The 22,064-nt window shown below is 65.3% G+C and carries 26 protein-coding genes and 1 pseudogene; 11 read left to right on the plus strand and 16 right to left on the minus strand.

The genetic code is table 11. The features are described 5' to 3' along the window. Positions 1–218: 218 nt before the first annotated feature. From G394_RS20080 to G394_RS21125, 4 genes are all read left to right on the plus strand, one after another. Positions 219–896, plus strand: a complete 678-nt coding sequence (locus G394_RS20080; protein WP_245578273.1) for a lytic transglycosylase domain-containing protein — start codon at positions 219–221, stop codon at positions 894–896. Positions 897–909: 13 nt separating this feature from the next. Beyond that, positions 910–1,641: a PP2C family protein-serine/threonine phosphatase gene (locus tag G394_RS0106010; protein WP_028576889.1), complete on the plus strand. Its 732-nt coding sequence runs from the start codon at positions 910–912 to the stop codon at positions 1,639–1,641. Positions 1,642–1,643: 2 nt separating this feature from the next. Then, positions 1,644–2,600: a serine/threonine-protein kinase gene (locus tag G394_RS18190; RefSeq protein ID WP_051306992.1), complete on the plus strand. Its 957-nt coding sequence runs from the start codon at positions 1,644–1,646 to the stop codon at positions 2,598–2,600. Between the two features lie 129 nt (positions 2,601–2,729). Next, the gene (locus G394_RS21125; protein ID WP_156902473.1) at positions 2,730–2,972 is read left to right on the plus strand and encodes a hypothetical protein; all 243 of its coding nucleotides are present in this window, start codon (positions 2,730–2,732) and stop codon (positions 2,970–2,972) included. Here the strand turns inward: G394_RS21125 and G394_RS0106020 are convergent. From G394_RS0106020 to G394_RS0106050, 8 genes and pseudogenes are all read right to left on the minus strand, one after another. Next, positions 2,969–4,429: a carbon starvation CstA family protein gene (locus G394_RS0106020; RefSeq protein ID WP_028576890.1), complete on the minus strand. Its 1,461-nt coding sequence runs from the start codon at positions 4,427–4,429 to the stop codon at positions 2,969–2,971. The two genes, G394_RS21125 and G394_RS0106020, sit on opposite strands and share 4 nt — an antisense overlap. Positions 4,430–4,594: 165 nt before the next feature. Next, the gene (locus tag G394_RS0106025; RefSeq protein ID WP_028576891.1) at positions 4,595–6,301 is read right to left on the minus strand and encodes a LytS/YhcK type 5TM receptor domain-containing protein; all 1,707 of its coding nucleotides are present in this window, start codon (positions 6,299–6,301) and stop codon (positions 4,595–4,597) included. A gap of 11 nt (positions 6,302–6,312) precedes the next feature. Then, positions 6,313–7,098, minus strand: a complete 786-nt coding sequence (locus G394_RS0106030) for a LytR/AlgR family response regulator transcription factor (RefSeq protein WP_028576892.1) — start codon at positions 7,096–7,098, stop codon at positions 6,313–6,315. 84 nt (positions 7,099–7,182) lie between these two features. Continuing rightward, complete coding sequence (ygiD, locus tag G394_RS0106035) at positions 7,183–7,944, minus strand: 4,5-DOPA-extradiol-dioxygenase (protein WP_043774872.1); 762 nt, start codon at positions 7,942–7,944, stop codon at positions 7,183–7,185. A gap of 2 nt (positions 7,945–7,946) precedes the next feature. Then, complete coding sequence (locus G394_RS0106040; protein ID WP_028576894.1) at positions 7,947–8,798, minus strand: hypothetical protein; 852 nt, start codon at positions 8,796–8,798, stop codon at positions 7,947–7,949. A 26-nt stretch (positions 8,799–8,824) separates the two neighbouring features. Then, entirely contained in the window at positions 8,825–9,403 is a 579-nt protein-coding gene (locus G394_RS0106045) for an NAD(P)H-dependent oxidoreductase (protein WP_028576895.1), read from the minus strand. Between the two features lie 153 nt (positions 9,404–9,556). After that, positions 9,557–9,745, minus strand: a pseudogene (locus G394_RS21825) (Rdx family protein); the annotation flags it as partial. A gap of 65 nt (positions 9,746–9,810) precedes the next feature. Next, on the minus strand, positions 9,811–10,104 hold the full coding sequence (locus G394_RS0106050) for a DUF2845 domain-containing protein (protein ID WP_028576896.1): 294 nt from the start codon (positions 10,102–10,104) through the stop codon (positions 9,811–9,813). 74 nt (positions 10,105–10,178) lie between these two features. Between G394_RS0106050 and aspA the strand changes: the two genes are divergently transcribed. After that, complete coding sequence (gene aspA / locus G394_RS0106055; protein WP_028576897.1) at positions 10,179–11,591, plus strand: aspartate ammonia-lyase; 1,413 nt, start codon at positions 10,179–10,181, stop codon at positions 11,589–11,591. Here the strand turns inward: aspA and G394_RS18195 are convergent. Continuing rightward, on the minus strand, positions 11,588–12,484 hold the full coding sequence (locus G394_RS18195) for a LysR family transcriptional regulator (protein WP_051306993.1): 897 nt from the start codon (positions 12,482–12,484) through the stop codon (positions 11,588–11,590). The genes aspA and G394_RS18195 overlap by 4 nt on opposite strands. Before the next feature lie 100 nt (positions 12,485–12,584). Between G394_RS18195 and G394_RS18200 the strand changes: the two genes are divergently transcribed. Further along, positions 12,585–13,802, plus strand: coding sequence for an APC family permease (locus G394_RS18200; protein WP_051306994.1), 1,218 nt, complete (start codon positions 12,585–12,587; stop codon positions 13,800–13,802). 31 nt (positions 13,803–13,833) lie between these two features. Then, positions 13,834–14,325 (plus strand): hypothetical protein, encoded by a 492-nt coding sequence (locus tag G394_RS0106070; RefSeq protein WP_028576898.1) that lies wholly within the window; start codon positions 13,834–13,836, stop codon positions 14,323–14,325. Between the two features lie 9 nt (positions 14,326–14,334). Here G394_RS0106070 and rbr read toward each other — a convergent pair whose 3' ends face one another. Continuing rightward, positions 14,335–14,913: a rubrerythrin gene (gene rbr / locus G394_RS0106075; protein ID WP_028576899.1), complete on the minus strand. Its 579-nt coding sequence runs from the start codon at positions 14,911–14,913 to the stop codon at positions 14,335–14,337. A gap of 133 nt (positions 14,914–15,046) precedes the next feature. Between rbr and G394_RS0106080 the strand changes: the two genes are divergently transcribed. Both G394_RS0106080 and G394_RS0106085 read left to right on the plus strand, forming a co-directional pair. Next, complete coding sequence (locus G394_RS0106080) at positions 15,047–15,460, plus strand: Hsp20/alpha crystallin family protein (protein ID WP_028576900.1); 414 nt, start codon at positions 15,047–15,049, stop codon at positions 15,458–15,460. Positions 15,461–15,485: 25 nt separating this feature from the next. Next, the gene (locus G394_RS0106085) at positions 15,486–15,854 is read left to right on the plus strand and encodes an Hsp20/alpha crystallin family protein (protein WP_028576901.1); all 369 of its coding nucleotides are present in this window, start codon (positions 15,486–15,488) and stop codon (positions 15,852–15,854) included. Between the two features lie 53 nt (positions 15,855–15,907). On the opposite strand, the gene G394_RS0106090 is transcribed toward G394_RS0106085, so the two are convergent. From G394_RS0106090 to G394_RS0106110, 5 genes are all read right to left on the minus strand, one after another. After that, complete coding sequence (locus G394_RS0106090) at positions 15,908–16,597, minus strand: pseudouridine synthase (protein WP_028576902.1); 690 nt, start codon at positions 16,595–16,597, stop codon at positions 15,908–15,910. Beyond that, positions 16,584–17,612 (minus strand): asparaginase, encoded by a 1,029-nt coding sequence (gene ansA / locus G394_RS0106095; RefSeq protein ID WP_028576903.1) that lies wholly within the window; start codon positions 17,610–17,612, stop codon positions 16,584–16,586. The genes G394_RS0106090 and ansA overlap by 14 nt, the downstream gene beginning before the upstream one ends. Next, a complete protein-coding gene (locus G394_RS0106100) occupies positions 17,609–18,385 on the minus strand; it encodes a lysophospholipid acyltransferase family protein (RefSeq protein ID WP_028576904.1) in 777 nt (258 codons plus the stop codon). Before G394_RS0106100 ends, ansA begins: the two co-directional genes overlap by 4 nt. A 120-nt stretch (positions 18,386–18,505) precedes the next feature. Then, positions 18,506–18,922 (minus strand): MarR family winged helix-turn-helix transcriptional regulator, encoded by a 417-nt coding sequence (locus G394_RS0106105; protein WP_028576905.1) that lies wholly within the window; start codon positions 18,920–18,922, stop codon positions 18,506–18,508. Next, positions 18,915–19,838 carry a cation diffusion facilitator family transporter gene (locus tag G394_RS0106110; RefSeq protein ID WP_028576906.1) on the minus strand — a complete coding sequence of 308 codons (924 nt, stop codon included), beginning with the start codon at positions 19,836–19,838 and terminating at the stop codon, positions 18,915–18,917. Before G394_RS0106110 ends, G394_RS0106105 begins: the two co-directional genes overlap by 8 nt. 262 nt (positions 19,839–20,100) lie before the next feature. Between G394_RS0106110 and G394_RS0106115 the strand changes: the two genes are divergently transcribed. Continuing rightward, positions 20,101–20,367: a hypothetical protein gene (locus G394_RS0106115; protein ID WP_028576907.1), complete on the plus strand. Its 267-nt coding sequence runs from the start codon at positions 20,101–20,103 to the stop codon at positions 20,365–20,367. After that, positions 20,367–21,062, plus strand: coding sequence for a phosphoribosylanthranilate isomerase (locus G394_RS0106120; RefSeq protein ID WP_043774873.1), 696 nt, complete (start codon positions 20,367–20,369; stop codon positions 21,060–21,062). The genes G394_RS0106115 and G394_RS0106120 overlap by 1 nt, the downstream gene beginning before the upstream one ends. Positions 21,063–21,083: 21 nt before the next feature. Here G394_RS0106120 and G394_RS0106125 read toward each other — a convergent pair whose 3' ends face one another. Then, complete coding sequence (locus tag G394_RS0106125) at positions 21,084–21,998, minus strand: rhodanese-like domain-containing protein (protein ID WP_028576909.1); 915 nt, start codon at positions 21,996–21,998, stop codon at positions 21,084–21,086. Between the last annotated feature and the right edge of the window lie 66 nt (positions 21,999–22,064).

The raw sequence follows: 22,064 nt of genomic DNA on the forward strand, positions 1-22,064 counted from the left end.
GGGTCGGGCCTGTCTCCTCAATGGTTGTTTCGATGCGCAGCGAGGTGCTGGTCTTCCCCCCGATGTCCAGCCTCCCGTATCCGCACCCCTCCTGGGAGCCTGAGGCGCAGAGGAAGCCCCGCGGGCCTGTGCTCCGTTGGGATGCTGAGGGCGAATCAGGAGTGATCGTTTCGAAAGAGTTCGTGTCCCGATGGCTCCCGACAGACGAGACGGGCACCATGCGGCGGGCCATGCATTTGCCGATCGCGGCCAAGGGGCCGCCGCTGCCAATGATGAACCGGATGCGCAGGAATATGCCCACGATACGCAAGGTTTTCATGAGTTACGCTCTTCCTCCGGAACTGGCATTCCTGCCGATGATCGAAAGCCGTTTCGAGTCATGGGCGGTGTCTCCGGCGGGTGCGGCCGGGTTGTGGCAGCTCATGCCAGAAGTGGCGCGACGTTTCGGACTCAGGGTTTCCGACGGTGAGGATGAGCGGTTCGACGTGCACAGAGCAACGGAGGCCGCAGCGGCATATCTGGTCGAACTGCATCGTCTCTTCCGTGACTGGCCCTTGGCGCTGGCCGCTTATAATTGCGGCGAGGGCGCCATGGCTCGGGCGTTGGAGCGCACGGGTGCGGGCACGCTCTCGGAATTGACCGCCGTCTGCCGCGAAAATCGTGATTTTCGTGGTCTGCTGCCCGGTGAAACGCTTGATTTCGTCCCGAGGTTCGTTGGTGCGTTGCACGTCATGTCCGGAGTGGAGGGTTTCGAGGAATTGATGCGTTCAAAGGCCAGCGGCGGGCGGGAGGGTGTCCCGAACGAATCCTTCCCGGATGTTGCGCAGGTCGGTCCACATCACGACGGAGAAGCGATGCGGAGGGGCGGCGCCATCCTTGAGTGTGAGTTGCGATGACGCGGAGGGCTTCATGATGCCGGCTTCACGGGGGGGCGTCGTTACGGTGGAATCCTGGGGGGTCACCAGGCAGGGCGTTGCCCGCGCGGAGAACCAAGATGCGTTTCTGAACTGGCCCGAGCGTCTTCTCTGGAGCGTGGCGGACGGAGTTGGGGGCGTATGCCAGGGCCGGGAAGCGAGCCAGCTTCTGGTGAGGAATCTCATGCGGACGCCCGCGCCGTCGTCTCTCGACGCGCACATCGGCAATGTCAGGCATCTTCTGCAACGATCCAACCGTGAAATGCGCCAGGGCGCCAATGGATTCTCGGCCAGCACGATCGTGGTTCTGCTGATTCATCGTGACCGTGCCGCCTGCCTCTGGTCGGGAGATAGCCGCTGTTACTTGCGGCGCGGCAATGTTCTGTACCAGTGCACGCGAGATCATACCGTGCGGCAACGCACGATCGATCGCAAGGAACTCACGGTTCACGAAGCGGGGCGCATGGTGCGTGGCAATGTCGTGACCAACGCAGTGGGTATCTGGGATGTCCTGAGGCTGGACTCGGCATCTTTTTCCCTGCTCCGGGGGGACAGGTTTCTGCTTTGCTCGGACGGCCTTTCGAACTGTATTTCCCCGGAAGTACTGTCCGCCCATCTTGGCAGGCCAAGGGCCAGGGATGCCGCCTTGGGCATAGTCGATGCTCTGCATGGGTGCGGGCATCCCGACGACGCCACCGTGGTTACGGTCTTCCTTTCCGGAGGCTGACCATGACGAGGAAAAGACGGCATCGGTCCAGGGCTTTCGAGAGTCCTTCCTGTCAGGCGCTGCCGGCTTCGACCGGGGTGTCGGCCGTTGGCGGCGACAGGTTTGTCCTGCGGTCCCGGCTCGGCACGGGAGGCATATGCGAGGTTTTCTCCGCAATTGATCTGCGGCGGGTTGAATGCGGTGATTCCCGGCCCGTGGTGGCCGTCAAGAGACTTCTGCCCGAGGTCATTCAGAACCGTCAGGCTCAGGCGACCCTGGCCGCGGAGTACTTCACCTTGCGTCATCTCGTGCATCCTGGGGTTGTGCGCGTTTTCGATCTGCACCGCGAAGGATGGGGACTGTGCTTCAGCATGGAACTGCTGGAGGGGGCCTCTGCCCATGCGGCGCTCGGGAGCCATCCGGCCGGTCTGGGCTGCGAAGGCGTCGTCTTGGGCGCCAGTATTTTTGAATCACTGGCCTATCTGCATGCCCAGGGTGTGGTTCACGGGGACGTCAAGCCCGCCAATGTGTTTCTGGAACAGGATGGAAGGACGGTCCTTCTTGATTTCAATGTCGCGCAGGTTCTGGGGCGTTCGGGGGCTACCGGCGCCAATGTGGTGCAGGGGCTGCCGGGCCGAGCGCGTGTCCCGGGCTTGAGCCTGCTGCATGCCAGTCCCGAGTGCCTGCGAGGAGCGCATCCGTGCCCGCGGGGCGATGTCTTTTCAGCCAGTTGCACTGTCTATGAGCTGATCACAGGCTTGCATCCCTTCAAGATGCTGCCCGCTAACGAGGCCGCGGCAAGGGGCCTTGAGCCAGAAAAGCCGTCTGTCTTGGCCGGAGGACAGTGGAGAGAACTCCGTAAGGGTCTTTCCTTTGCCCCCCAAGTGCGACCGACGGCGCAACGGCTCCGGGCAGTCCTTGAAGATCGCGGGTGGTTTACGGGTTTCCGAAGGATGCGTTCATCAATCTGCGGGCGATGAATTCTTTACGTGTTTTTGCGGGACACGCGTTGAATTCCGGAGGATGGTCGAGGTCGGGCCGGACGTGGAGGGCTGTTGACGTCGCTCTTTCTCCCGATGCTTCGCAATAGGGGGCGGGGACGTCGGTCGATGCTCCGCTTCATGTCCGACTGGGGGAAAATCAAAGGCGATGCGCCCTTCTTCGGGCCGGTCGGTCAGAAGAAGGGCGCACCGCGTGAGGGAAACCTTGGCAGGCCGTCCCAAAACAGCGATCTGCTGCGTCAGTGGAAAAAGCCAGCCCGCTTTGTATGCGAATGTACACTGTGCGGCCTGGCTTTTTTCACTTCATTTTTGAACGGCTTGGGAATTTTGAGTTTTTCAACAGTCAGCTAGCCGATGACTCCGGGGGAGTCGACGGCGTCGGCTTCGACAGGCGTGTTGCGCGCCTTGAGTATGAAGAGGACGAAGCAGATTGCGGCCACGGCGATGCCGATGGGGTAACCGATGTCGGAGCTCACCGCGATGGGGAATTCCGGGGCCACGCAGAGGTAGGTGGCGCATACGGCGGTCATGAAGGTGGCCGGGATCGTCGCGATCCAGTGCAGTTTGCCGTGGCGGACCAGGTACATGGCCGAGGCCCACAGGACGATGGTGGCCAGGGTCTGGTTGGCGAAGCCGAAGTAGCGCCAGATGACGTTGAAGTCAGTCTTGGTGATGATGAAGCCGACCACGAACAGGGGCACGGCGATCATCAGGCGCTTGGCGATGGACTTCTGCTCGATCTTGCCGAAGTCGGCGATGATCAGTCGGGCGGCGCGGAAGGCGGTGTCACCCGAAGTGATGGGCAGGATGATGACGCCGATGATGGCCAGGAAATCGCCGATGGGGCCCATGAGGGTGGTGGCGACCTGATCGACCACGGCGGCCGGGCCGCCGGCTGCCAGGGCGGCCTGCAGGGCGTCGGGGGTCTGGTAGAAAGTCATGCCCAGGGTGGCCCAGATCAGGGCGATGATGCCCTCGCCGATCATGGCGCCGTAGAAGATGGGGCGTCCGCACTTCTCGTCAGGCAGGCAGCGCGCCATCATGGGCGACTGGGTGGCATGGAAGCCGGAGATGGCGCCGCAGGCGATGGTGATGAACATGAGCGGCCATATCGGCAGGCCCTTGGGGTGCACGTTGGCCAGACCCACGCCGTTGGGGAAGAAGGTGTAGCCGTCGACGATGAGCATGCCGGACAGGCCGAAGGCCATGATCAGCAGGCAGACCGTGAAGAGCGGGTAGAGCCGGCCGATGATCTTGTCGATGGGCATCATGGTGGCCAGGAAGTAGTAGGCGAAGATGATGGCGGTCCAGATCACCACGGCAACGTTCTTGTCCAGGTCGAAGCCGATCTTGTTGGCCAGGAGCTTGGCCGGTCCGAGAATGAAGACCACGCCGACCAAGAGCAGCAGGATGACCGAGAAGACGTTCATGAACTGCTTGGCGAAGGCGCCCAGGTTGTAGCCCACGGCGTCGGGGATGGACTTGCCGTCGTAGCGCACGGACATCATGCCCGAGAAGTAGTCGTGCACCGCTCCGGCGAAGATGCTGCCCAGAACGATCCAGACCAGGGCGGCCGGGCCGTAGAGTGCGCCGAGGATGGGCCCGAAGATGGGGCCGAGGCCCGCGATGTTGAGCAACTGGATCATGTAGATGGTTTTGGGGTTCATCTTGACGAAGTCGACCCCGTCCTCGAGCCGGCAGGCCGGAGTGGCCCGGCATGTGTCTGCGCCGAACTGCGCCTCCACGAACTTGCCGTAGACGAAATACCCGGCGATGAGCGCCGCGCAGGCAAGAAAGAAATAGAACATGTCTCACTCCTTTGGAAAAATTGGTCGTAAGGTGGGCGGCCCCCGCATCGGGGCTGCCACGGGAGCCTGGACGACCATTACCTCAGCAGTGAATAGGCGGGCAACACCCCTCGCGCCAATTGCCGCAAATGGTGTTTGAATGTTCCGTATGGGGTGATGAACGGCTCAGATCTGCGCAGGCATGGGCAGCAGAAAATCCACCTTCGTGCCCTGTCCCGGGGCGCTGACCACCGACGGGAGATACGAGGGCCCGAAAATCTGCTCCAGGCGCTGGAAGCAGTTGCGCACCCCTATGCCTCCGGATCGGGAGTCGAGACGCGTCTTGTCGAAAAGCTTGTCCACCTGGTCCGGGACCATGCCCACGCCGTCGTCGCGCACTTCGACGTGCAGGTGTTCTTCCTTGCGGCGGATCTGGACGCTGATTTCGCCCCCGTCCTCACGGGTCAGGATGCCGTGCCGCACGCTGTTCTCAACCAGCGGCTGGATGATGAGCGGCGGGATGGGCCATGATTCGCAGCCTTCCTCCACATCGAAGTTGACCCGGACCCTTTCGCCGAAGCGGGCCTGCTCGATGGCCAGGTAGCAGCGGATCTGGTCCAGCTCTTCGGAGAGAGGAATGAACCCTTTGCTCGCGTCCAGGCTTTTGCGCAGGTAGCTGGACAAATCCTGGAGGAGGCTGCGCGCCTTTTCCGGGCTGGTCCGGCAGAAGGAGGCGATGGTGTTCAGGGAGTTGAAGAGGAAGTGCGGGTTGATCTGGGCCTGCAGGCGGCGAATTTCGGCGTGGGCCAGCATGCGCTCGGTGATCTGGATGTTTTCGAGCTCCAGCTGGGTCGAGAAGAGGTTGCCCAAACCTTTGGCCAGCTCGAACAGCATGAGGTCCAGGGTTCGGCCGGCCGTGCCGTAGAACTTGAGGGTGCCCACGACGTTGCCGCCCTTGTGCAGGGGGATGATGACGGCGGAGGCGAAGGGGCAGCCAGGATGGGCGCAGCCGATGTTGTCCTTGTGGCTGACGTACATGGGTTCGCCGGTTTCGAGCACTTCCCGCGTGGCGCTGGTGACCACCGGACGCCCGGCGAGGTGGTGGTCGCTGCCTTGGCCGACGTGGGCCAGGACGTTGACCCGGTCCGTGATGGCCACGGCGCCGACCGCGACGCGCGAATGGATGATGCGGGCCGTGGCGGAGGCGCTTTCCAGGGTCAGGCCGGCCCGCAGATGGCTGACCGTGGCATTGGCGATGTCGAGGAGTTCCTGGGCCTGGATCGAGTCCTGCCGGGCCCGGAAGCGGAAAACCACATTGATGACCTGCACGAAGGCCGCGGCGCCCAAGGTGTTCAGGATGATCATGGATGGGGCGATAATGCGGACCAGTTCCAGGGCCTGGGTGAACGAGTGGGACAGGGCCAGGACCATGCCCATGTGCATGGTTTCGCCGACCAGGGCCAGCCCGGCTGCCCAGCGCCAGTCGACGCTGCGCTCCTTGAGGTACAGGGTCAGAAGGCCGGCCACGGCGCCCTCGATCATAGTCGACAGCCCGCACGGCACGGCGCTGAACCCGCCGATGTCGATGAGGATGCGATGCCCGCCGGCGATGAGCCCCGATGCGATGCCGACCAACGGCCCGCCGAAGAGGCCGCCCGTGATCACGGCCATGGCCCTCAGGTTGGCCACGGACTGGAAGACGAGGTTGCCGCCGTACGTGCCGAGAATGCCGGCGGTGCCGAAGAATGCGATCTGCAGCAGCGTCGTGCGCCACTGCGGCCCCTGCTGGAGACGGAGCTTGTGGATGGGCGTCACGGTCAGGAGCAGGAAAGCTCCGGCCACGATAAGCCCGAGCCGTTCGGCCAGGGCGAGTACGAGGGCGTCTGGGTTCATGTCGGTGTTTTTCAGCCCAGGCCCAGGCGGTCGCGGAAGTCGCGCACCCGGCCCTTGCTGACGGTGATTTCGGTTGAAGCGCAGTCACGCATGGTCAGAACGTATTTCCCGTTGAACCAGGGTGCGAAGTCGCGGACCTGGGCCAGGTTGACGAGTTCGGCTCTGTTGGCGCGGAAAAAGGACAGTGGTTCGAGGCGCTGTTCGAGGCGGTCCAGGGTGCATGGTCCGTGGAGCGGAAACCGCCCGTCGCGGGTGTGGACCATGGTCCGGCGTTCCTCGGTGCGGATGAAGACCACTTCCCCGTGATCCAGGAGCAGGACGCGTCCCCCGCTTTCCACGGACAGGCGGGTCAGCGCCGGTCCGAGGCCCATGCCCCGCAGCATGGATCGGAAATCGGGCTGTGGGCCGGCCTGGGGCGCGGCCCGGCTGGTCAGGGCGCGCAGACGGTTCAGGCATTTGGCCAGCCGTTCCATGGACACGGGCTTGAGCAGGTAGTCCACGGCGTTGTCCTCGAAGGCGCGGATGGCGTACTGGTCGTAGGCCGTGGCGAAGACGAAAAGCGGTGCCTCGGGCATCAGCATGGCCCGCTCCAGCACCGAGAACCCCGTGCCCCCCGGCATCTGGATGTCCTGAAAGACGACGTCGGGTCTGAGCCGCGCGATTTCCTCCAGGGCCTGTCCTGCGGACCTGGCCGTACCCGCGATCTCGACGTCGTCGAACCCGGACAGGAGGAAGGACAGCTCGTCCAGGGCGGGAAGTTCGTCGTCAACCAGAAGGCATCGCAATGGCTTGGTCATGGGTTCATCTCGCGTTTCGGACGCCTCGTAGCAGAATTCCAGGCAAAGTATACAGGCGGCTAACGGTCCGTTTCCCTTGGGGAATCAGACGGTTCTCAGCCCGCGCATGGAAATTGAGCCCAGGGTGACCCGGTCGTTGAAGAAGCTCGTCCCCTCTCCCGGGTCCATGGCCCCCAGAATGTACAGCAGTGGCAGGTAATGCTCCTCCGTGGGGATGGCAAGGCGGGCGTGGGGCAACCCTTCGTACTCGACCAGGGCGTCGTGGTCCCCGGACGCGATGAGGCCGGCCATGGCCGCGTCGCTTTCTACGGCCCATTCAAACCCTTCATCCTGCCAGGCCATGACCCCGAGGTTGTGGACCATGTTGCCGCTGCCCATGATGAGCACGCCCTGCTTGCGCAGGGGGGCGAGTTCCCGGCCCAGTTCGTAGTGGAAATACGGCGGCGCCCCGGCGTCGATGCTCAGCTGGACCACGGGGATGTCGGCCCGCGGGTACATGCGGCACAGCACCGACCAGGCGCCGTGATCCAGGCCCCAGGAACGGTCGTGCCGGATGCGAGCGTAGCGCGTGGAGTCCATGACCTTGCGGGCCAGGGCTGGGGAGCCGGGGGCCGGGTACTCCATATGGTTCAGTTCCGCCGGGAATCCCGAAAAATCATGAATGGTCTCGGGCATCTGGGCCGATGTCACGCAGGTGCCGTCAGTCTCCCAGTGGGCCGAGACGCACAGGATCGCCCGCGGGCGGGGCAACTCGCGGCCGAGCTGCGTCCAGGCGCGGCTGAATTCGTTGTCCTCGATGGCGTTCATGGGGTTGCCGTGGCCGACGAAAACAAGGGGCATCTTCATGTTTATCCTTTGGTGGTGAAAACCCTGGTCCAGGCCAGGGTCAGGGCGATGGAATAGAGGGCGGCGACGATGCCCAGGGCCACGTCGTACATGGCCGGGGCGGCCAGAGCCAGCCGGATGAAGAGGGTCGAGAGGGCGTAGCCCGAATTGCGGAACACAGCGTGGAACGAGGGCCGAAAGCACTGCGAGATGAGCACCACCAGGATGTCGGTGAAGATCAGCAGCGTATAGAAGACGGGAAAGAAGTCGATGTGCGGCAGACCCGCGAACTTGTTGTAGAGATTGTTCAGGCCCAGGGTGACGAAGGTGCCCAGGAGCAGCAAGGCGATGCCCTTCTTGGCCGCCACGAACCGGAACAGGTCGTGGGGCAGGCCCATGTCCTGCTTCTTGGCGGGCTGGATGCGGTAGTAGACGCCCAGCAGGGCGAAGACCGCCAGGGCCCCGAAGCCGTAGCCCAGGATATGGTAGACTTTGGTCAGTTCTGTCCCGATGGTGATGGGCTCGGCGAAATGGGAGAGTTCCTTGAAGGCGTCCCGCAGGAGGATGAGGGACAGGATCTCGAACTGCTTGCCCACGGATCTGGAAAAGGAGCACGGCAGGGTGAAGATGAGGCTCACGACCTCAAGAATCAGCACCAGAGTGAAGGCCAGGTTCACGGCGTGAAAATGGTTGGTTGGGGTGTGCGCGGCCAGGGCTGCCGGCAGCAGGCCGTTTCTGTTGAGCTCGATCCCCGCCATGGCGCCCAGGAAGACGACGATGAGCCCCAGGGCGAAGCGGCGGTGCATGCGCTCGTGCTCCCAGAAATGGTGCAGCGGGTCGAAGATGTAGGTCAGGCGTTCGAATATCGGGTCCATTGGCGTAATCCTCTGGGACAAAAGCGTTAGAGATGCCTTGAGACGATGGCCACGACCTCGCTCAGGTAGGATTTGCGGACCTCCTCCGACACGGATGCCACGCTGCCGAAAAAGGCGTGATGGAGCACCTCGATGCCGCAGAGTTCGAAAATCCCGGTGTCCGTGGTCATGGCCATGGCCTCGTGCATGCCCCGCGAGTCACAGACGGTGCTGGGCAGCCCCGTGGTGCTGAAGATGAGGGCCTTCCTGCCGCTCAAAAGGCCCGTCATCATGTTGTCGTGGAGCGCGTAGGCGAAGTCCTGGCAGAAGACCCGGTCGAAATAGCCCTTGAGCATGGCCGGCATGCCCGTCCACCACACCGGGTACACGAAGGTCAGGATGTCGGCCCAGGAGACGAACTCCTGTTCCTGTCGGACGTCCTGGGCCCGCATGTGCGGCGGCGCTTCAAGTTCGACCCTTCCGAGCACCGGGTTGAAGCCGATGCCGTAAAGGTCGCGGCGGAGGATGTCATGCCCCATGGCCGAGGAGACCGCCTCCACGGAATCGGCTATGGCCGCGTTGAAACTCGTGGGGTTCGGGTGGCAGAAGATGATGAGATGGTTCATGGCGTCCCCTTGTATGCGCTGAGCTTCACGGGATTCTTCCGTGCGTCCCCGGCCGATGCGCCGGAGAACAGGGAATGGGATTATGATGAACCATACGCCACGTGAAAAATTCTGGAAAGGTTTTTTTGGTTCGCGCGGTGAAGTTGCAGCAATTCAGGGCTGTTGACAGGAAGTCCGCAGGATTTGGGCAATCCGCTCGTCTTTCGGGATGAGGCCTGTTTCAAGCTTGGAATGGACCAGGCGGTCATCGACGAAGACCTCAAAGGAGCCTCTGCTTCCTTGGCTCAGGCTCACCGATGCGCCGCACTCGACGCGCAGTCTGTCCGCAAGACCTGCGGCGCGCTTGGCATAGCCAGCTCACACGCCGCAATAGAGAATTCGTACCTGCATGACGCACTCCGGGCGTTTCAGTTCTGGAAATATTCCGTCTTCCTGAGTTCCCCGCCTTCGAAGGTCAGGACGTAGTAGCCCCCGCTCACTTCGTAGGTCATTTCCGTGACGTAGAGCAGGACCTCCTGGCCTGCGCGCCTGACCGTGATCTCGCCCACGCGCTCCTCCCAGAGAGGGTCGCCGCATTTCTTGCGCACCTTGGCGATGATGGTGCCGGGGGTCATGAGGTCGCCCTGGCAGCGCAGATCTGCGGACCATGACGGGCCGGCCAGAAATGTCAGGGTCGCCAGAATGAAAAAGGTCTTTCGCATCGGGCTGTCTCCGGTTAGGGGGAATTTCAGCGCCACACTAGGACGCAAGACAATGGCGCGTAAAGGGGGGAGATATGGAATACCGGATCGAAAAGGATTCCCTCGGCGATAGGAAGGTCCCGGCACACGCCTACTACGGGGTGCAGACCGTGCGGGCCATGGAGAATTTCCAGGTCACGGGGATTCACATCTCCCATTATCCGCTGCACATCGAGGCGTTGGCGTGCATTAAGCAGGCCGCGGCTCTGGCCAACCTGGAACTGGGCATTTTGGACCCGGTCATCGCCGAGGCCGTCATGGCCGCCTGCCGGGAAGTGCGGGAAGGGAAGTTCAACGACCAGTTCGTGGTCGACGTCATCCAGGGCGGGGCCGGCACGTCGGTCAACATGAACGCCAACGAGGTCATCGCCAACCGCGCCCTGGAACTCATGGGCCACGACAAGGGGCAGTACGCCTTCTGCCATCCCAACAACCACGTCAACCTCTCCCAGTCCACCAACGACGTCTACCCGACGTCCCTGCGCATCACGGCCATCTGGAAGATCAGGGAGGTCATGCGCAGCATGGAGGATCTGGTGGAGGCCCTGGCCGCCAAGGGCGCGGAGTTCGCCGACGTGCTGAAGATGGGCCGCACCCAGCTCCAGGACGCGGTGCCCATGACGCTCGGCCAGGAGTTCGCGGCCTGGGCCGTGACCGTGGGCGAGGACATGGAGCGCATCCAGGAATGCCGCAAGCTCCTGATGGAGATCAACATGGGCGCCACGGCCATCGGCACGGGCATCAACACCGTGCCGGCCTACGCAGCCTTCGTCTGCGAGAAGCTCGCGCACATCACGGGACTGCCCCTGACCAAGTCGCCCAATCTCGTGGAGGCCACCTCGGACACGGGCGCCTTCGTGCAGCTCTCGGGGGTGTTCAAGCGCGTGGCCGTCAAGCTCTCCAAGATCTGCAACGACCTGCGCCTGCTGTCCTCGGGCCCCTTCTGCGGCCTGGGCGAGATCAATCTCCCCCCCCGCCAGCCGGGCTCGTCCATCATGCCGGGCAAGGTCAATCCGGTCATCCCCGAGATGGTCAACCAGGTCTGCTTCCAGGCCATCGGCAACGACCTGACCGTGACCATGGCCGCCGAGGCCGGCCAGCTTGAACTCAACGTCTTCGAGCCCATCATCGCCTTCAACCTCTTCCAGACCATGGACATGCTCGTGCGGGCCATGCGCATCCTCAAGGACCGCTGCATCGTCGGCATCACGGCCAACCGCGAGCGCTGCGCCCAACTGGTGCGGGCCTCGGCCGGCATCGTGACGATCCTCGTGCCCTATCTGGGCTACGACGAAGCCGCGGCCATCGCCAAGGAGGCGGCCTCGACGGGCAAGGCGGTCTACGACCTGGTGCTGGAAAAGGGGCTCATGACCCAGGAGGAGCTGGAGGACGCCCTCGATCCCATGAAGATGACCCACCCGCGCATGGTGCGCAGCGGCCGCTTCTAGCCCGCATCCTCTCCGTTTTCCCGCCAGATGGCGGCGATCTGTGCGGCCGCGCTCGCGATGAGCCGGTCGCCGTCCCGCCTGGCGAGCCACGTCAGGCTCAAGGGGACCTGCAGTTCGCCAGGCTCCCAGATGACGCCGGCCCCCTGCCGGACCACGTCCAGGGCCTCGGACTTGCGCAGGAGCGTCACGCCCAGGCCGCCTAGGGCCAGCTCCTTGACGATGTTCTCGTCCACGGCTTCGGTCACGGTGTTGGGGCGCACCCCGGCCTCGTCCATGCGCTCTTGGCAGAGCAGGTGGAAGGGGCATTGGCAGGTGGTCCAGACCCAGGGCATGGCCGCGATGCGGCGCCAGTCGAGGTTCGAGGGGTCTTGGGCCAGATGCGTCGGCACGACCACGCTGACCGGCGTGGTCGCCAGCTCCACGACCGTCACGTCGGCCGGGAAGCCGGTGCCGAAGGCGAAGCCCATGTCCATTTCGCCGCGCCGCAGCATCCCCTCCGTGGTCAGGGTCTGGCTGATGCAGAAGGTCAGGGACACCCGCGGCAGGGCCGTGGTCACGGCGCGGATGACGCGGTTCAGGCGCAGGAACGTCGGGTCGGTGTTGAGGCCGATGTTCAGGCTGCCTCCGATTTCCCCCCGCAGGTGCAGGGCCGCCCGGCCCATCTCCGCAGACTTCTCCAGAATGTCCCCGGCATGGGGCAGCAGGGCCTCTCCGGCCGGGGTCAGCCGCATGCCCTTGGCCTGCCTCGCAAACAGCTCCACCCCGAGTTCGTCCTCGAGGTTTCTGATCTGTACGGACAGGGCCGACTGGCTCAGGTGCAGGGCTTCGGCCGCCCTGGTCAGGTTCCCGGTCTGGGCCACGGCCTGGAAGGACCGCAGTTGAAACAGCTCCATTTTCGCTCCGTTCGGTTTTGTCGAACGCCGATTTCACAAATGAGCATTGGATTTGTCAAATCCCTGCGGGTAGCCGTGCTGTCAGAGACAAGGAGGGTACATGTCCGCGCGAAAACTCGGCCCGGTCCTGCTGACGGGCTTCATCATCGGCCCCATCCTGGGGTCCGGCATCATCATCCTGCCGCCCCTGGCCTACGAGCTGCTGGGGAACTGGGCTCTGCCTGCCTGGGTGGTCATCACGGTCGTGGGGGCGCTCTTCGCGTCCGTGTTCGGCAGCATGAGCATCCTCTTTCCCGGCGACAGCGGCGTGAGCCAGTGCGTGGCCGAGGCCTTCGGCTCCCGGGCCAGGACCCTGACCTCGTTCTTCCTCCTGGGCGCGGTCTGCGTCGGACCCGTGGCCGTGGCCCTGACGGCCGCCAAATACATGGGGCTGGGCGGATTCGTCCGCGACGGCTTCGTGGCCGCCGGGCTGGTCGTGGTCATCTGGGCGCTCCTGCTGCGCCGGATCACCTCCCTGGGCGGAGCGGCCTTCATCCTGTCCACGGGAGCCGCGGTCCTGCTTCTCGTCGGCGGCATCGGGAGCCTCGCATCCGGGGCGTCGGTGCCCCTGCCCGCGACGCCCTTCGAGCCGGCGCGGTTCGGCTACGGCCTGCTGCTGCTTTTCTGGACGGTGGTGGGCTGGGAGATCATCGGCAACTACTCGGCCGAAATCCGCGACCCGCAGCGTACCATCCCGCGTTCCGTGGTGCTGAGCGTGGCGGTCATCGCCGGAGTGACCCTGGTCGTGGCCGCGGCCATGCAGGGCGTGGGCGGCCGCAGCATGACGGATATCCTCGTGCCGGTCTTCGGGCCGGGCAGCGCGCTGCTTCTTTCGGTGCTGGCCGTGGCGTTGTGTCTCGTCACCGAACTGGCCTTCACCGGCGCCGTGGCCCGGCTTGTCTCGGCCATGGCGACCGACGGGGTGCTGCCCGCCATGCTTGGGCTGCGCAACAGCGCCGGAGCCCCGGCCTCCGCGGCCACGGCCCTTACGGCTATCCATCTGGCGGTGCTGGGGCTGAACCTGTCCGGCGTGCTCGGCCTGGAAGACCTCGTGGCCATGGCCAACGCCTTTTTCCTGTCCAACGCCATCATGGCGCTGCTGGCCGGGACGCGCGTCCTTGCCTCCGGGACCATGCGGGTGCTCTCGGGCCTCCTGGCCTGCGCGCTCGGTGTGATGCTGGCCATGTCCGCCTGGCCCGTGCTGGCGGTCCTGGCCGTCATGACGGGGTGGGCCTTCCGTCGTGGGCGGTCGCGTCTGCCCGAGTGCGGCCGGGCTTGACGAAATCGCCGGAAGCGGCGATTTTTCGTCCATGTTTCGGACCATCGCGTACGAGTTGCTGCGCTACCTGCAGGCGGCGCCCTTCCCACACCTGACCACCCTCAAGGTTTCAGCCCTGTCCGTGGTCACGGGCCTCGAGGCGCGTCTTGTCCTGGCCGGGCCCGAACCGTCCTGGCTGGCCTGGGGCTGGGCGGCGCTGAGCGGGCTGTTCGCCTGGGGCGTGGTCCTGTGCCAGGCCGACGCCCTGTCCCGCTACCGCGAGTTCAAGCGCTTGTGCGGTCTTCTGTCCCGCTACGGCTTCCGCCCCAGGGTCTTCCGGCTGGTGGCCTCGTCGCGCTGCCAACGGGACGCAGCCCTGCTGGCGGCGCGCCAGGCCGGTTGCCGTGACCAGGCCCGGCGCGTCTTTCGGGACCTGGGCTACCGCTGGTACCACATCCTGCCCGACGCCATCGTGGCCAACCCGCTGTATTTCTTCCACCCCAGATTCCTGCGCTCCACCTTCGTGCCGGGCAAGCGCCCCTGACCCCCGGCGCTACCAGTTCTCGGCCAGTTCCTCGAAATGGGCCTGGGGATGGTCGCAGGCAGGGCAGCGCTCGGCGGCCCTGGCGCCCTGGTGCACGTAGCCGCAGTTGCGGCAGCGCCAGCTGATCTTTTCCTCCCGCTGGAAGACCCTTCCCTCCTCGACGTTCCTGGCCAGGGCCCGGTAGCGGCGCTCGTGGTGCTTTTCGGCCACGGAGACGGCCTGGAACAGAGAGGCGATCTCGGGAAACCCCTCCTCGCGGGCGACCTTGGCGAAGTCCGGGTACATGTGCCCCCACTCGTGCTGCTCGCCGTCGGCGGACTCCAGCAGGTTCTCGAGCGTCGTGCCGATGCGTCCCGCCGGAAAGGTCGCGGTGATCTCGGCCTCGCCGCCTTCGAGGAGCTTGAAGAAGGATTTGGCGTGCACCATCTCCTGGTCCGCCGTCTCGGCGAAGATGTCGGCTATCTGCACGTAGCCCTCCTTGCGGGCCTGCTTGGCGAAGAAGGAGTAGCGGTTGCGTGCCTGGGACTCGCCGGCGAAGGCGGTCAGGAGGTTCTTTTCGGTCCGTGTGCCCTTGATTGATTTCGACATGCTTTCTCCGTGTATGGGTTGAAGGGGGGGGGCGCCTTTCCGGGGCCTGGGCCATGTCCGCACACCGCGTCCGGCTTGACGCCCCGGGGATCGTGGTTAGTTATGTGCCATCAAAAGCCAGGAGGTGTCACCCATGGTTATCGATTTCAGCTCATATTACGATCTGCCCCGCAACATGGACAGCTTCTTCGAGGAACTCTGGAAGCCGAGCTCTCTGAGCCAGCGCCGGGTCGCCTATCCTCCCGTCAACATCAGCGAGAGCGACGGCGAGATCATCGTGACGTCCGAGATACCCGGCATGGATACAGGCGACATCGAGCTGACCCTGAACGAGAAGAGCCTCATCATCAGGGGCGCCAAGAAGAACGAGGTCGGCAACTACTATCGCCAGGAGCGCCCCACGGGCAGCTTCCAGCGGATCGTCAACCTGAACGTCCCTGTCCAGGCCGACGGCATCAAGGCGACCATGAAGGACGGGCTGTTGCGGGTGGTTATGCCCAAGGCCAGGGAAAGCCGTCCGCTGACCATTTCCATCGACGCGCAGTGAGCGTCCGGCAAGAGGAGACGACGCCATGACCAACGATCTTGAAAAAAAGACGACCCCGGCCCTGCCCCGCTTTCGCCCCAACACCGACGTGCTGGAACGCGAGGACGGCTTCCACATCTTCGTCGACATGCCCGGAGTGGGCAAGGACGGCCTGTCCATAGACCTGAGGGAGAATGAACTCGAGGTGCGAGGCAGGGCGGTCTACCCGCGCGAGGAGAACGCCAAGGCCCTGCACGTAGAGTTCGGGGACGGCGAATACGTCCGCACCTTCACCATCTCCGACGGCGTTGACCGCGAGGGCATCCGCGCCTCCCTGAAGAAGGGGTTGCTGGAGCTCTTCCTGCCCAAGGCGGCCCGGTTCAAGCCGAGGCGCATCGAGATTCTGGCGGGCTAGACCGCCGGCTGAACGGCCCGGATTTCCGGGCCTTTCTTTTTTCGGGGGATCGGTCAGGCCCAGCCCAGTTTGGAGAAGAGGGCTCGCATTTCCTCGTCCGGGGGGCACTGCAGGTGGATGTCCCCCCCGTCCGAGGGATGGCGGAAGCTCAGCTCGACGCTGGCCAGGAGGAGGCGGTACACGCCGAACTGCTCGCGGAAGAAGCGGTTCTGGCGGCCGTCGCCGCGCAGCACGTCGCCGACGAGGGGGTGGCGGATATGGGCGAAGTGGCGGCGGATCTGGTGGGTGCGGCCCGTGCGGGGTTCGACCCGGACCAGGCTGTAACGGGCCGTGGGGTGCGGGCCGACGGGATGGGGGAGTTCCGCGATGCCCAGACGCGTGAATTCGGTACGGGCCAGGACTTCGGCTCCGGACTCGCTCTTCAGGGGCCACTCGATGACGCCCTCTTCGTCCGTGAAGCCGCGGACCACGGCCAGATAGGCCTTGCGGACTTCCTGGGCCGCGAACTGCCGGGCCAGGATTGCCGCCGCGCCGGGGGACAGGGCCATGATCATCAGGCCCGAGGTGGGCCGGTCCAGGCGGTGGACGGGGTAGAGCCGCGTCCCCAACATGTCGCGCAGCGTCTGCAGCAGGAACGGTTCGCGACCGGCGTGGGCGTTGCGATGGACCAGGAGCCCGGCCGGCTTGTGCACGGCCACCAGGTCGTCGTCGCGGTACAGGATTTCGATCTCAGCTCCGGGCATGGCTTTCGGTCAGCTCGCCGCGCAGGTTCCGCGGCATCTGCGCCCGGATGTCCCTGGGCGGGAGGCCGAGGCTGAAAAGGTAGATCATCTTGGTCAGGGCCGCCTCGGCCGTCATGTCCGCGCCCGAGACCACCCCGGCCCGGGCCAGGGCCGACCCGGCCGCGTACCCGCCCTGGTCCACGGTGCCGCGCAGGCACTGGGTGCAGTTGACGATGACGACGCCGCGCTCGTAGGCCTCTGCCAGGACGGCCATGAGGCCCGCGTCGTCGGAGGGGCCGTTGCCCATGCCGTAGGTTTCGAGGACCAGCCCCTGCAGGGGGGAGCGCAGCACGTTGGCCACGAGGTCTGCGGAGATGCCCGGGAAGAGGCGCAGGGCGCCGACCCTGGCGTCGGACAGCGGGTGGACGGTCAGGCCGTTCACGGGCCGCGCGGGCAGGATGTGCTCGGGGTGCGGCCGGATGGTCACGCCGATGTGCCCCAGGTCCGGATAGTTGGGCGAGTCGAAGGCCTGGAAGCCCGCCGCGTCGACCTTGGTCGCGCGGCAGCCGCGCAGCAGGCGGTTGCCGAAGCACAGGCAGACCTCGGGGATGTGCGTCTGGGCCACGACCATGAGCGCGGTCACGAGATTCTCGCGGCCGTCGCTGCGGACCCGGCACAAGGGAATCTGCGACCCGGTCAGGACTACGGGCTTGGCCAGCCCCTCGAGCATGAAGGGCAGGGCCGAGGCCGTGTAGGCCATGGTGTCCGTGCCGTGGATGATCACGAACCCGTCGAAGTCACGGTACAGGTCGGCGATGTCCCGGGCGATGGCCAGCCAGTGTCTGGGGCCCATGTTGGAGGAATCCAGGAGTGGCGAGTATTCGCGGATGACGTACTCCGGCATCTCGGGGCTCGAAAAGTCGGGCATGGAGGCCATGACCAGCCCCAGGTACCCCGCCTCGGGGGCGTAGCCCTGGGGGGTGGGCTTCATGCCGATGGTGCCGCCCGTGTAGAGGATGCAGACTTTTTTCTTCATGCCGTTTTCCAGGCTTCAAGCTTCCAGTGGATGAACTCCATGACCTCCTCGTGCTCGTTCTTGCCCGCGCCGCCGACGCGGATGGGCTCGCCAAAGCAGAACCGCACCGGCAGCTCCGGGCGGATGAAGCCGTAGTCCTTGATGAGGGAGCCCACGCCCCAGGCATCGGTCTTCAGGGCCAGGGGCAGCACCGGCACGCCGGCCTTCTTGGCCAGCTTGATGCCGATGGTGTTGAAGGCCGATCGGTCCAGGCCCGGCGTGCGCGTGGTCTGGGGGAAGACGATGACCGAGATGCCGCGCGCCAGGCGTTCCTGCCCCTCGTCCATGACGGTCTTGAAGTCCTCGCGCGGGTTGACGCGGTCCACGGCGATGGGCTCGATGGCGTTTACCACCCGGTTGAAGACGGGGTACCTGGTCAGGCTGCGCTTGAGCACGTAGGCCACGGGCTTGTGGGGGGCGAGAATGCCCGGCAGGCAGAAGGTCTCCATGGTCGACATGTGGTTGGCCACGACCACGCACGGACCGTCCAGCTTTGCGTAGGCCGAGGTGTTCTCGATGTGGAAGCGCACTCCGGCGGCCTCGGCCCGGCGCATGAAGGTCATGCTGTCGGCGGCCCACTGCGCCATGGAGTAGCCGCCGCGGGTCCGCCAGGCCGCCTCGCAGACGATGGCCAGGGTGCGGGCGTAGAAGGCGAGGCTCGGGAAGAGCCTGGAGACGGGGCCGACCTGGATTTCGGGGGAGGTGTAGGGATCGTCGAAGGGCGCGATGTTCATGCTGGATTCCACCGGTTGGTTTTGGCGGGCCGGGAGCCCGCCGTTGTCTCGTGCCGGGGAAGGTAGCCCAAGTGGCTCCGGGCTTCCAGCGCTTTTTGCCGCCTGCGCGTGCCGGAGCGCCTAGAGCGCTTGGGTCAGTTTGGCCAGGATGGAGGCGAACTGCTCCGTCTCCTCCGGGCTCAGGGCGGCCTGCAGTTCGCGGGTCAGGTGCAGGTGATGGTCGTGGTGCTCGCGGAAGAGTTCCGCTCCGGCAGGGGTCAGTCCCACGAGGATGGAACGCCTGTCGGTCTCGTGGGGGATGCGCGCCACGAGCCCCTGCTTTTCCAGGCGGTCCACGTTGACCGTCAGCGTGCCCGTGGTCACGCCCATCTTTGCCGCCAACTCCTTCATGCGCAGCGGGGACTGCTGGCCCAGGATCTCCAGGGTGTGCATCTGGGGCAGGGTGATGGACGTGTCCCTGACCACTGCCTGCTCCCAGGACGACAGCTTTTCGTAGAATTCGATGAGCAGATCGCTCAGGCGCTCCAGGTCATGCATGGCCGCCCCCCGGACATTCGCCGGTCTGCGCTTCGGCCGGGCAGGGGCAGGCGTGGACCTCGACCGTGACGCGCTCCAGGTCCGGGACCTCGGCGATGAGTTCCTTGTAGAACTCCGGCGGACGCGGGGCCGCGTCTTCGACCGTGACGTGGGCGGCCAGGCGCCTGGGGCCCACGTTCCAGACATAGAGGTCGCGGACCTTGACCGCGCCGCCGTTTTCAAGGCGGCGCACGATGTCGTCGTGCAGAACCGGGTCGGCGCGGTGGTCGAGGAGGACCCGGGCGGTCTGGCGCAGCAGGCCCAGAGCCCAGCGGCCCACGACCAGCGCCCCGACGATGCCCATGACCGGGTCCAGCCAGGCCAGGCCCCAGAACCTGCCGCCCAGCAGGGCGAAGATGGCCAGGACCGAGGTCAGGGCGTCGGCCAGAACGTGCATGTAGGCGGCCTTCAGGTTGTGGTCGTGGGCGTGGGAGTGGTCTTCGTCGCGCAGCCACCAGGCGCTGACCAGATTGACCGCCAGGCCGACCACGGCCACCAGGGTGGCTGGGCCGAAGGAGATGGTCACGGGCGACACGAGGCGCATGATCGACTCCGCGCCCATGAAGGCCGCCACGAGGAACAGGCCCACGGCCGAGGCGAACCCGGCCAGAGCGTTGACCTTGCCGGCCCCGAAGACCAGGTCCGGGTTGTCGGCGTTGCGGCGGGCCCAGACGTAGGCAAACCAGGCCACGGCCATGGCCCCGGCATGGCTGGCCATATGCCACCCGTCGGCCAGCAGGGCCATGGAGCCGAAGAGCCAGCCTGAGACGATTTCCGCGGCCATGGTGGCCATGGTCAGCCAGAAGACGAGGCGCGTGCCGCGCTCGCCGTGCTCGTGCTCGTGATGGTGGCCGCAGGAACAGGAATGGTCGTGCATGTGGAGCCTCTTTTCGTTTGATTGGCTGAAATCTTGATGCTCAAATAAAGATGAGATGTTTGATTGTCAAACTGAATTTTCGAAGTGGAGGAAAGCTGCGCGACGTTCCTTTTGTCGCGGCAGGAGGCGCGGTGCTGACGATTCGGCCCTATCGAGGACGGCGCTGGGGGGTCGTGGCCGGGGCCGCCGACGCCTGTCTGGGGATTGACAATTGTCGCTGGCTTTGAAAGTCCCGGGAACAAACATTTTTCTGGAGGCGACAGTGCAGGACAAGGACGGAATCTTCTATTACCCGAACCCGGCCAACAAACGCATCCGCATGTACGTGCGCGAGAACGAAGGCAGCATCGAGTTCAGGCTGAGCAATGTGGACCATCCCGAGATCTGGGAAAAGCACGGCTGGATCGATATCGACATCGTGCGCCGTGGTGCCAGGATGTTCGAGGAGCGCGGCTCCAAGGGCGACCCGACCTCGATCTACGACCTGGAGACGGCCCGCTATCTGATCAGGGAATCCAAGAAGAAGTGATGCGGCGGACCCGGGGCCTGGCCATCCAGGGCCTCGTGCAGGTGGCCGGGGTGCGCGGCCTGGAGGAGGCGCGCATGCTGCGCGAGTGCGGGGCGGACCTGCTCGGGTTTCCCCTGCGCCTGCCCGTGCATGCGCCCGACCTGTCCGAACCCGAGGCGCGGGCGGTCATCGAGGCGGTCGGCCCCGCGTGCTGCGTGCTCATCACCTACGAGGACGACCCGTCCCGCCTGGTGGAACTGTGCCGGTTCCTGAGCGTCGGCATCGTGCAGGTGCACGCCGACGTCCCCCCCGGGACCCTGGCCCGCATCAAGGCTCTTTCCCCCCTCGCCATCATCAAGAGCTATGTCGTCGGCCGCGAGGACCTCGGCCCCGACGAGTTCGCGCGGGTCTATGCCCCGGTCTGCGACGCCTTCATCACCGACACCTTCGACCCATCCACCGGGGCCAGCGGAGCCACGGGCCTGCGCCACGACTGGGCCGTCAGTTCCGCGCTGGTCGGGTGTTCCCCGCTGCCGGTCATTCTTGCCGGCGGCCTGAACCCCGACAATGTTCGCGAGGCCGTCCTGACCGTGCGGCCCGCCGCCGTGGACGTCCACACGGGCGTCGAGGCGCCGGACGGCTTCAAGGACCCGAATCGGGTCCGCGCCTTCGTGCAGGAGGCCAGGGCCGGATTCGCCCGGGCATTCCCTTCCTGATTTCCCCGAAGTTCCCCCGGCTCACTCCAGGACGACGCGCAGGTCGACGCTGATCATGTCGTGCACGACATGGTAGCTCAGGTATTTGAAGAACCTGGCCGAGCCGTACAGTGCGCCCCAGATGGTGCGGTCCAGGTCCAGATGGGCCATGAGGGCCAGCCTGCCTTCGGCCAGGGGGCAGGCGTGGGCGTCGAACGCGATCTCGCGGGCCACCCCGCGCAGGGTCATGACCGCTGTGGCGCGGAAGTTCGGCAGTGTGGCCGGGGCGTCCGGAACGGGCGTCATGTCCGTGATCTCCACGGTGCAGGTCGGGAAATGGGAGACGAAGAAGAAGTCGTCGGACTTCAGATGGTTCTCCAGCACGGGCTGCAGGTCCGTGCCTGCGAGGTCCGTGTTGGCGATGGAGTCCATGGCCAGGGTGAAGATGCCCTTGAACCCTTCGCCTTCGCGGATCAGCGTGCCTTCACGCATGGCCAGGGTGCCGGTGTGCCTGCCGCCCGCGTTGCGACCGGTCCAGATCAGGGTTGATTCCGCGGGGACGGCCACGTAGCGGGCCTTGCGCAGTTCCAGGACCGGGTGGGCCGAGTCGTGCTCGTCGGCCCGTGTTCCTTCGAGGGGGTGCCCCGCGGCCTGCCAGGCCGGAAACCCGCCGTGGAGCACGGACACGTTGACGTACCCGGCCCGGTGCAGCTTGCCGGCGGCCGTCACGGCGTCCAGTGAGCCTTCGCCCGCGCCGTAGACGATGATCGGGGCGGTCTTGTCCGGCGCCAGGGCGGCCGCTTGGTCGAGGAACGTCACCTCGTAGACGCAGGCGTTGCGCGCTCCGGGGATGTGGCGGGCCTCGAAGTGCTCCGGCGGCAGGACGTCAAGGACGGTCTGCCGTCCGGATTGCGTGGCCGCAAGGATGTCTTCGGTAGATGCGGGCGTGCTGGGCATGGGATGTCCTCGCGCTGCGGTTCGGTGCCGGCCGGAGGCATCCGGCGTCGGGGGATTTCATCTCTC

This window comes from Desulfomicrobium escambiense DSM 10707 (assembly GCF_000428825.1).
GTDB lineage: Bacteria > Desulfobacterota > Desulfovibrionia > Desulfovibrionales > Desulfomicrobiaceae > Desulfomicrobium > Desulfomicrobium escambiense.

Bases quoted from the DNA above. Each gene is read 5' to 3' on its own strand.
- G394_RS0106085 (WP_028576901.1), top strand. From the start codon at position 15,486: ATGACCAACGATCTTGAAAAAAAGACGACCCCGGCCCTGCCCCGCTTT.
- G394_RS0106020 (WP_028576890.1), bottom strand. From the start codon at position 4,429: ATGTTCTATTTCTTTCTTGCCTGCGCGGCGCTCATCGCCGGGTATTTC.
- G394_RS18200 (WP_051306994.1), top strand. From the start codon at position 12,585: ATGTCCGCGCGAAAACTCGGCCCGGTCCTGCTGACGGGCTTCATCATC.
- G394_RS0106070 (WP_028576898.1), top strand. From the start codon at position 13,834: ATGTTTCGGACCATCGCGTACGAGTTGCTGCGCTACCTGCAGGCGGCG.
- aspA (WP_028576897.1), top strand. From the start codon at position 10,179: ATGGAATACCGGATCGAAAAGGATTCCCTCGGCGATAGGAAGGTCCCG.
- G394_RS21125 (WP_156902473.1), top strand. From the start codon at position 2,730: ATGCTCCGCTTCATGTCCGACTGGGGGAAAATCAAAGGCGATGCGCCC.
- G394_RS0106010 (WP_028576889.1), top strand. From the start codon at position 910: ATGATGCCGGCTTCACGGGGGGGCGTCGTTACGGTGGAATCCTGGGGG.
- G394_RS0106080 (WP_028576900.1), top strand. From the start codon at position 15,047: ATGGTTATCGATTTCAGCTCATATTACGATCTGCCCCGCAACATGGAC.
- G394_RS0106030 (WP_028576892.1), bottom strand. From the start codon at position 7,098: ATGACCAAGCCATTGCGATGCCTTCTGGTTGACGACGAACTTCCCGCC.
- ygiD (WP_043774872.1), bottom strand. From the start codon at position 7,944: ATGAAGATGCCCCTTGTTTTCGTCGGCCACGGCAACCCCATGAACGCC.
- G394_RS0106050 (WP_028576896.1), bottom strand. From the start codon at position 10,104: ATGCGAAAGACCTTTTTCATTCTGGCGACCCTGACATTTCTGGCCGGC.
- G394_RS0106045 (WP_028576895.1), bottom strand. From the start codon at position 9,403: ATGAACCATCTCATCATCTTCTGCCACCCGAACCCCACGAGTTTCAAC.
- G394_RS0106120 (WP_043774873.1), top strand. From the start codon at position 20,367: ATGCGGCGGACCCGGGGCCTGGCCATCCAGGGCCTCGTGCAGGTGGCC.
- G394_RS0106100 (WP_028576904.1), bottom strand. From the start codon at position 18,385: ATGAACATCGCGCCCTTCGACGATCCCTACACCTCCCCCGAAATCCAG.
- G394_RS0106090 (WP_028576902.1), bottom strand. From the start codon at position 16,597: ATGCCCGGAGCTGAGATCGAAATCCTGTACCGCGACGACGACCTGGTG.
- G394_RS18195 (WP_051306993.1), bottom strand. From the start codon at position 12,484: ATGGAGCTGTTTCAACTGCGGTCCTTCCAGGCCGTGGCCCAGACCGGG.
- G394_RS20080 (WP_245578273.1), top strand. From the start codon at position 219: ATGCGGCGGGCCATGCATTTGCCGATCGCGGCCAAGGGGCCGCCGCTG.
- G394_RS18190 (WP_051306992.1), top strand. From the start codon at position 1,644: ATGACGAGGAAAAGACGGCATCGGTCCAGGGCTTTCGAGAGTCCTTCC.
- G394_RS0106105 (WP_028576905.1), bottom strand. From the start codon at position 18,922: ATGCATGACCTGGAGCGCCTGAGCGATCTGCTCATCGAATTCTACGAA.
- ansA (WP_028576903.1), bottom strand. From the start codon at position 17,612: ATGAAGAAAAAAGTCTGCATCCTCTACACGGGCGGCACCATCGGCATG.
- G394_RS0106040 (WP_028576894.1), bottom strand. From the start codon at position 8,798: ATGGACCCGATATTCGAACGCCTGACCTACATCTTCGACCCGCTGCAC.
- rbr (WP_028576899.1), bottom strand. From the start codon at position 14,913: ATGTCGAAATCAATCAAGGGCACACGGACCGAAAAGAACCTCCTGACC.
- G394_RS0106025 (WP_028576891.1), bottom strand. From the start codon at position 6,301: ATGAACCCAGACGCCCTCGTACTCGCCCTGGCCGAACGGCTCGGGCTT.
- G394_RS0106110 (WP_028576906.1), bottom strand. From the start codon at position 19,838: ATGCACGACCATTCCTGTTCCTGCGGCCACCATCACGAGCACGAGCAC.
- G394_RS0106125 (WP_028576909.1), bottom strand. From the start codon at position 21,998: ATGCCCAGCACGCCCGCATCTACCGAAGACATCCTTGCGGCCACGCAA.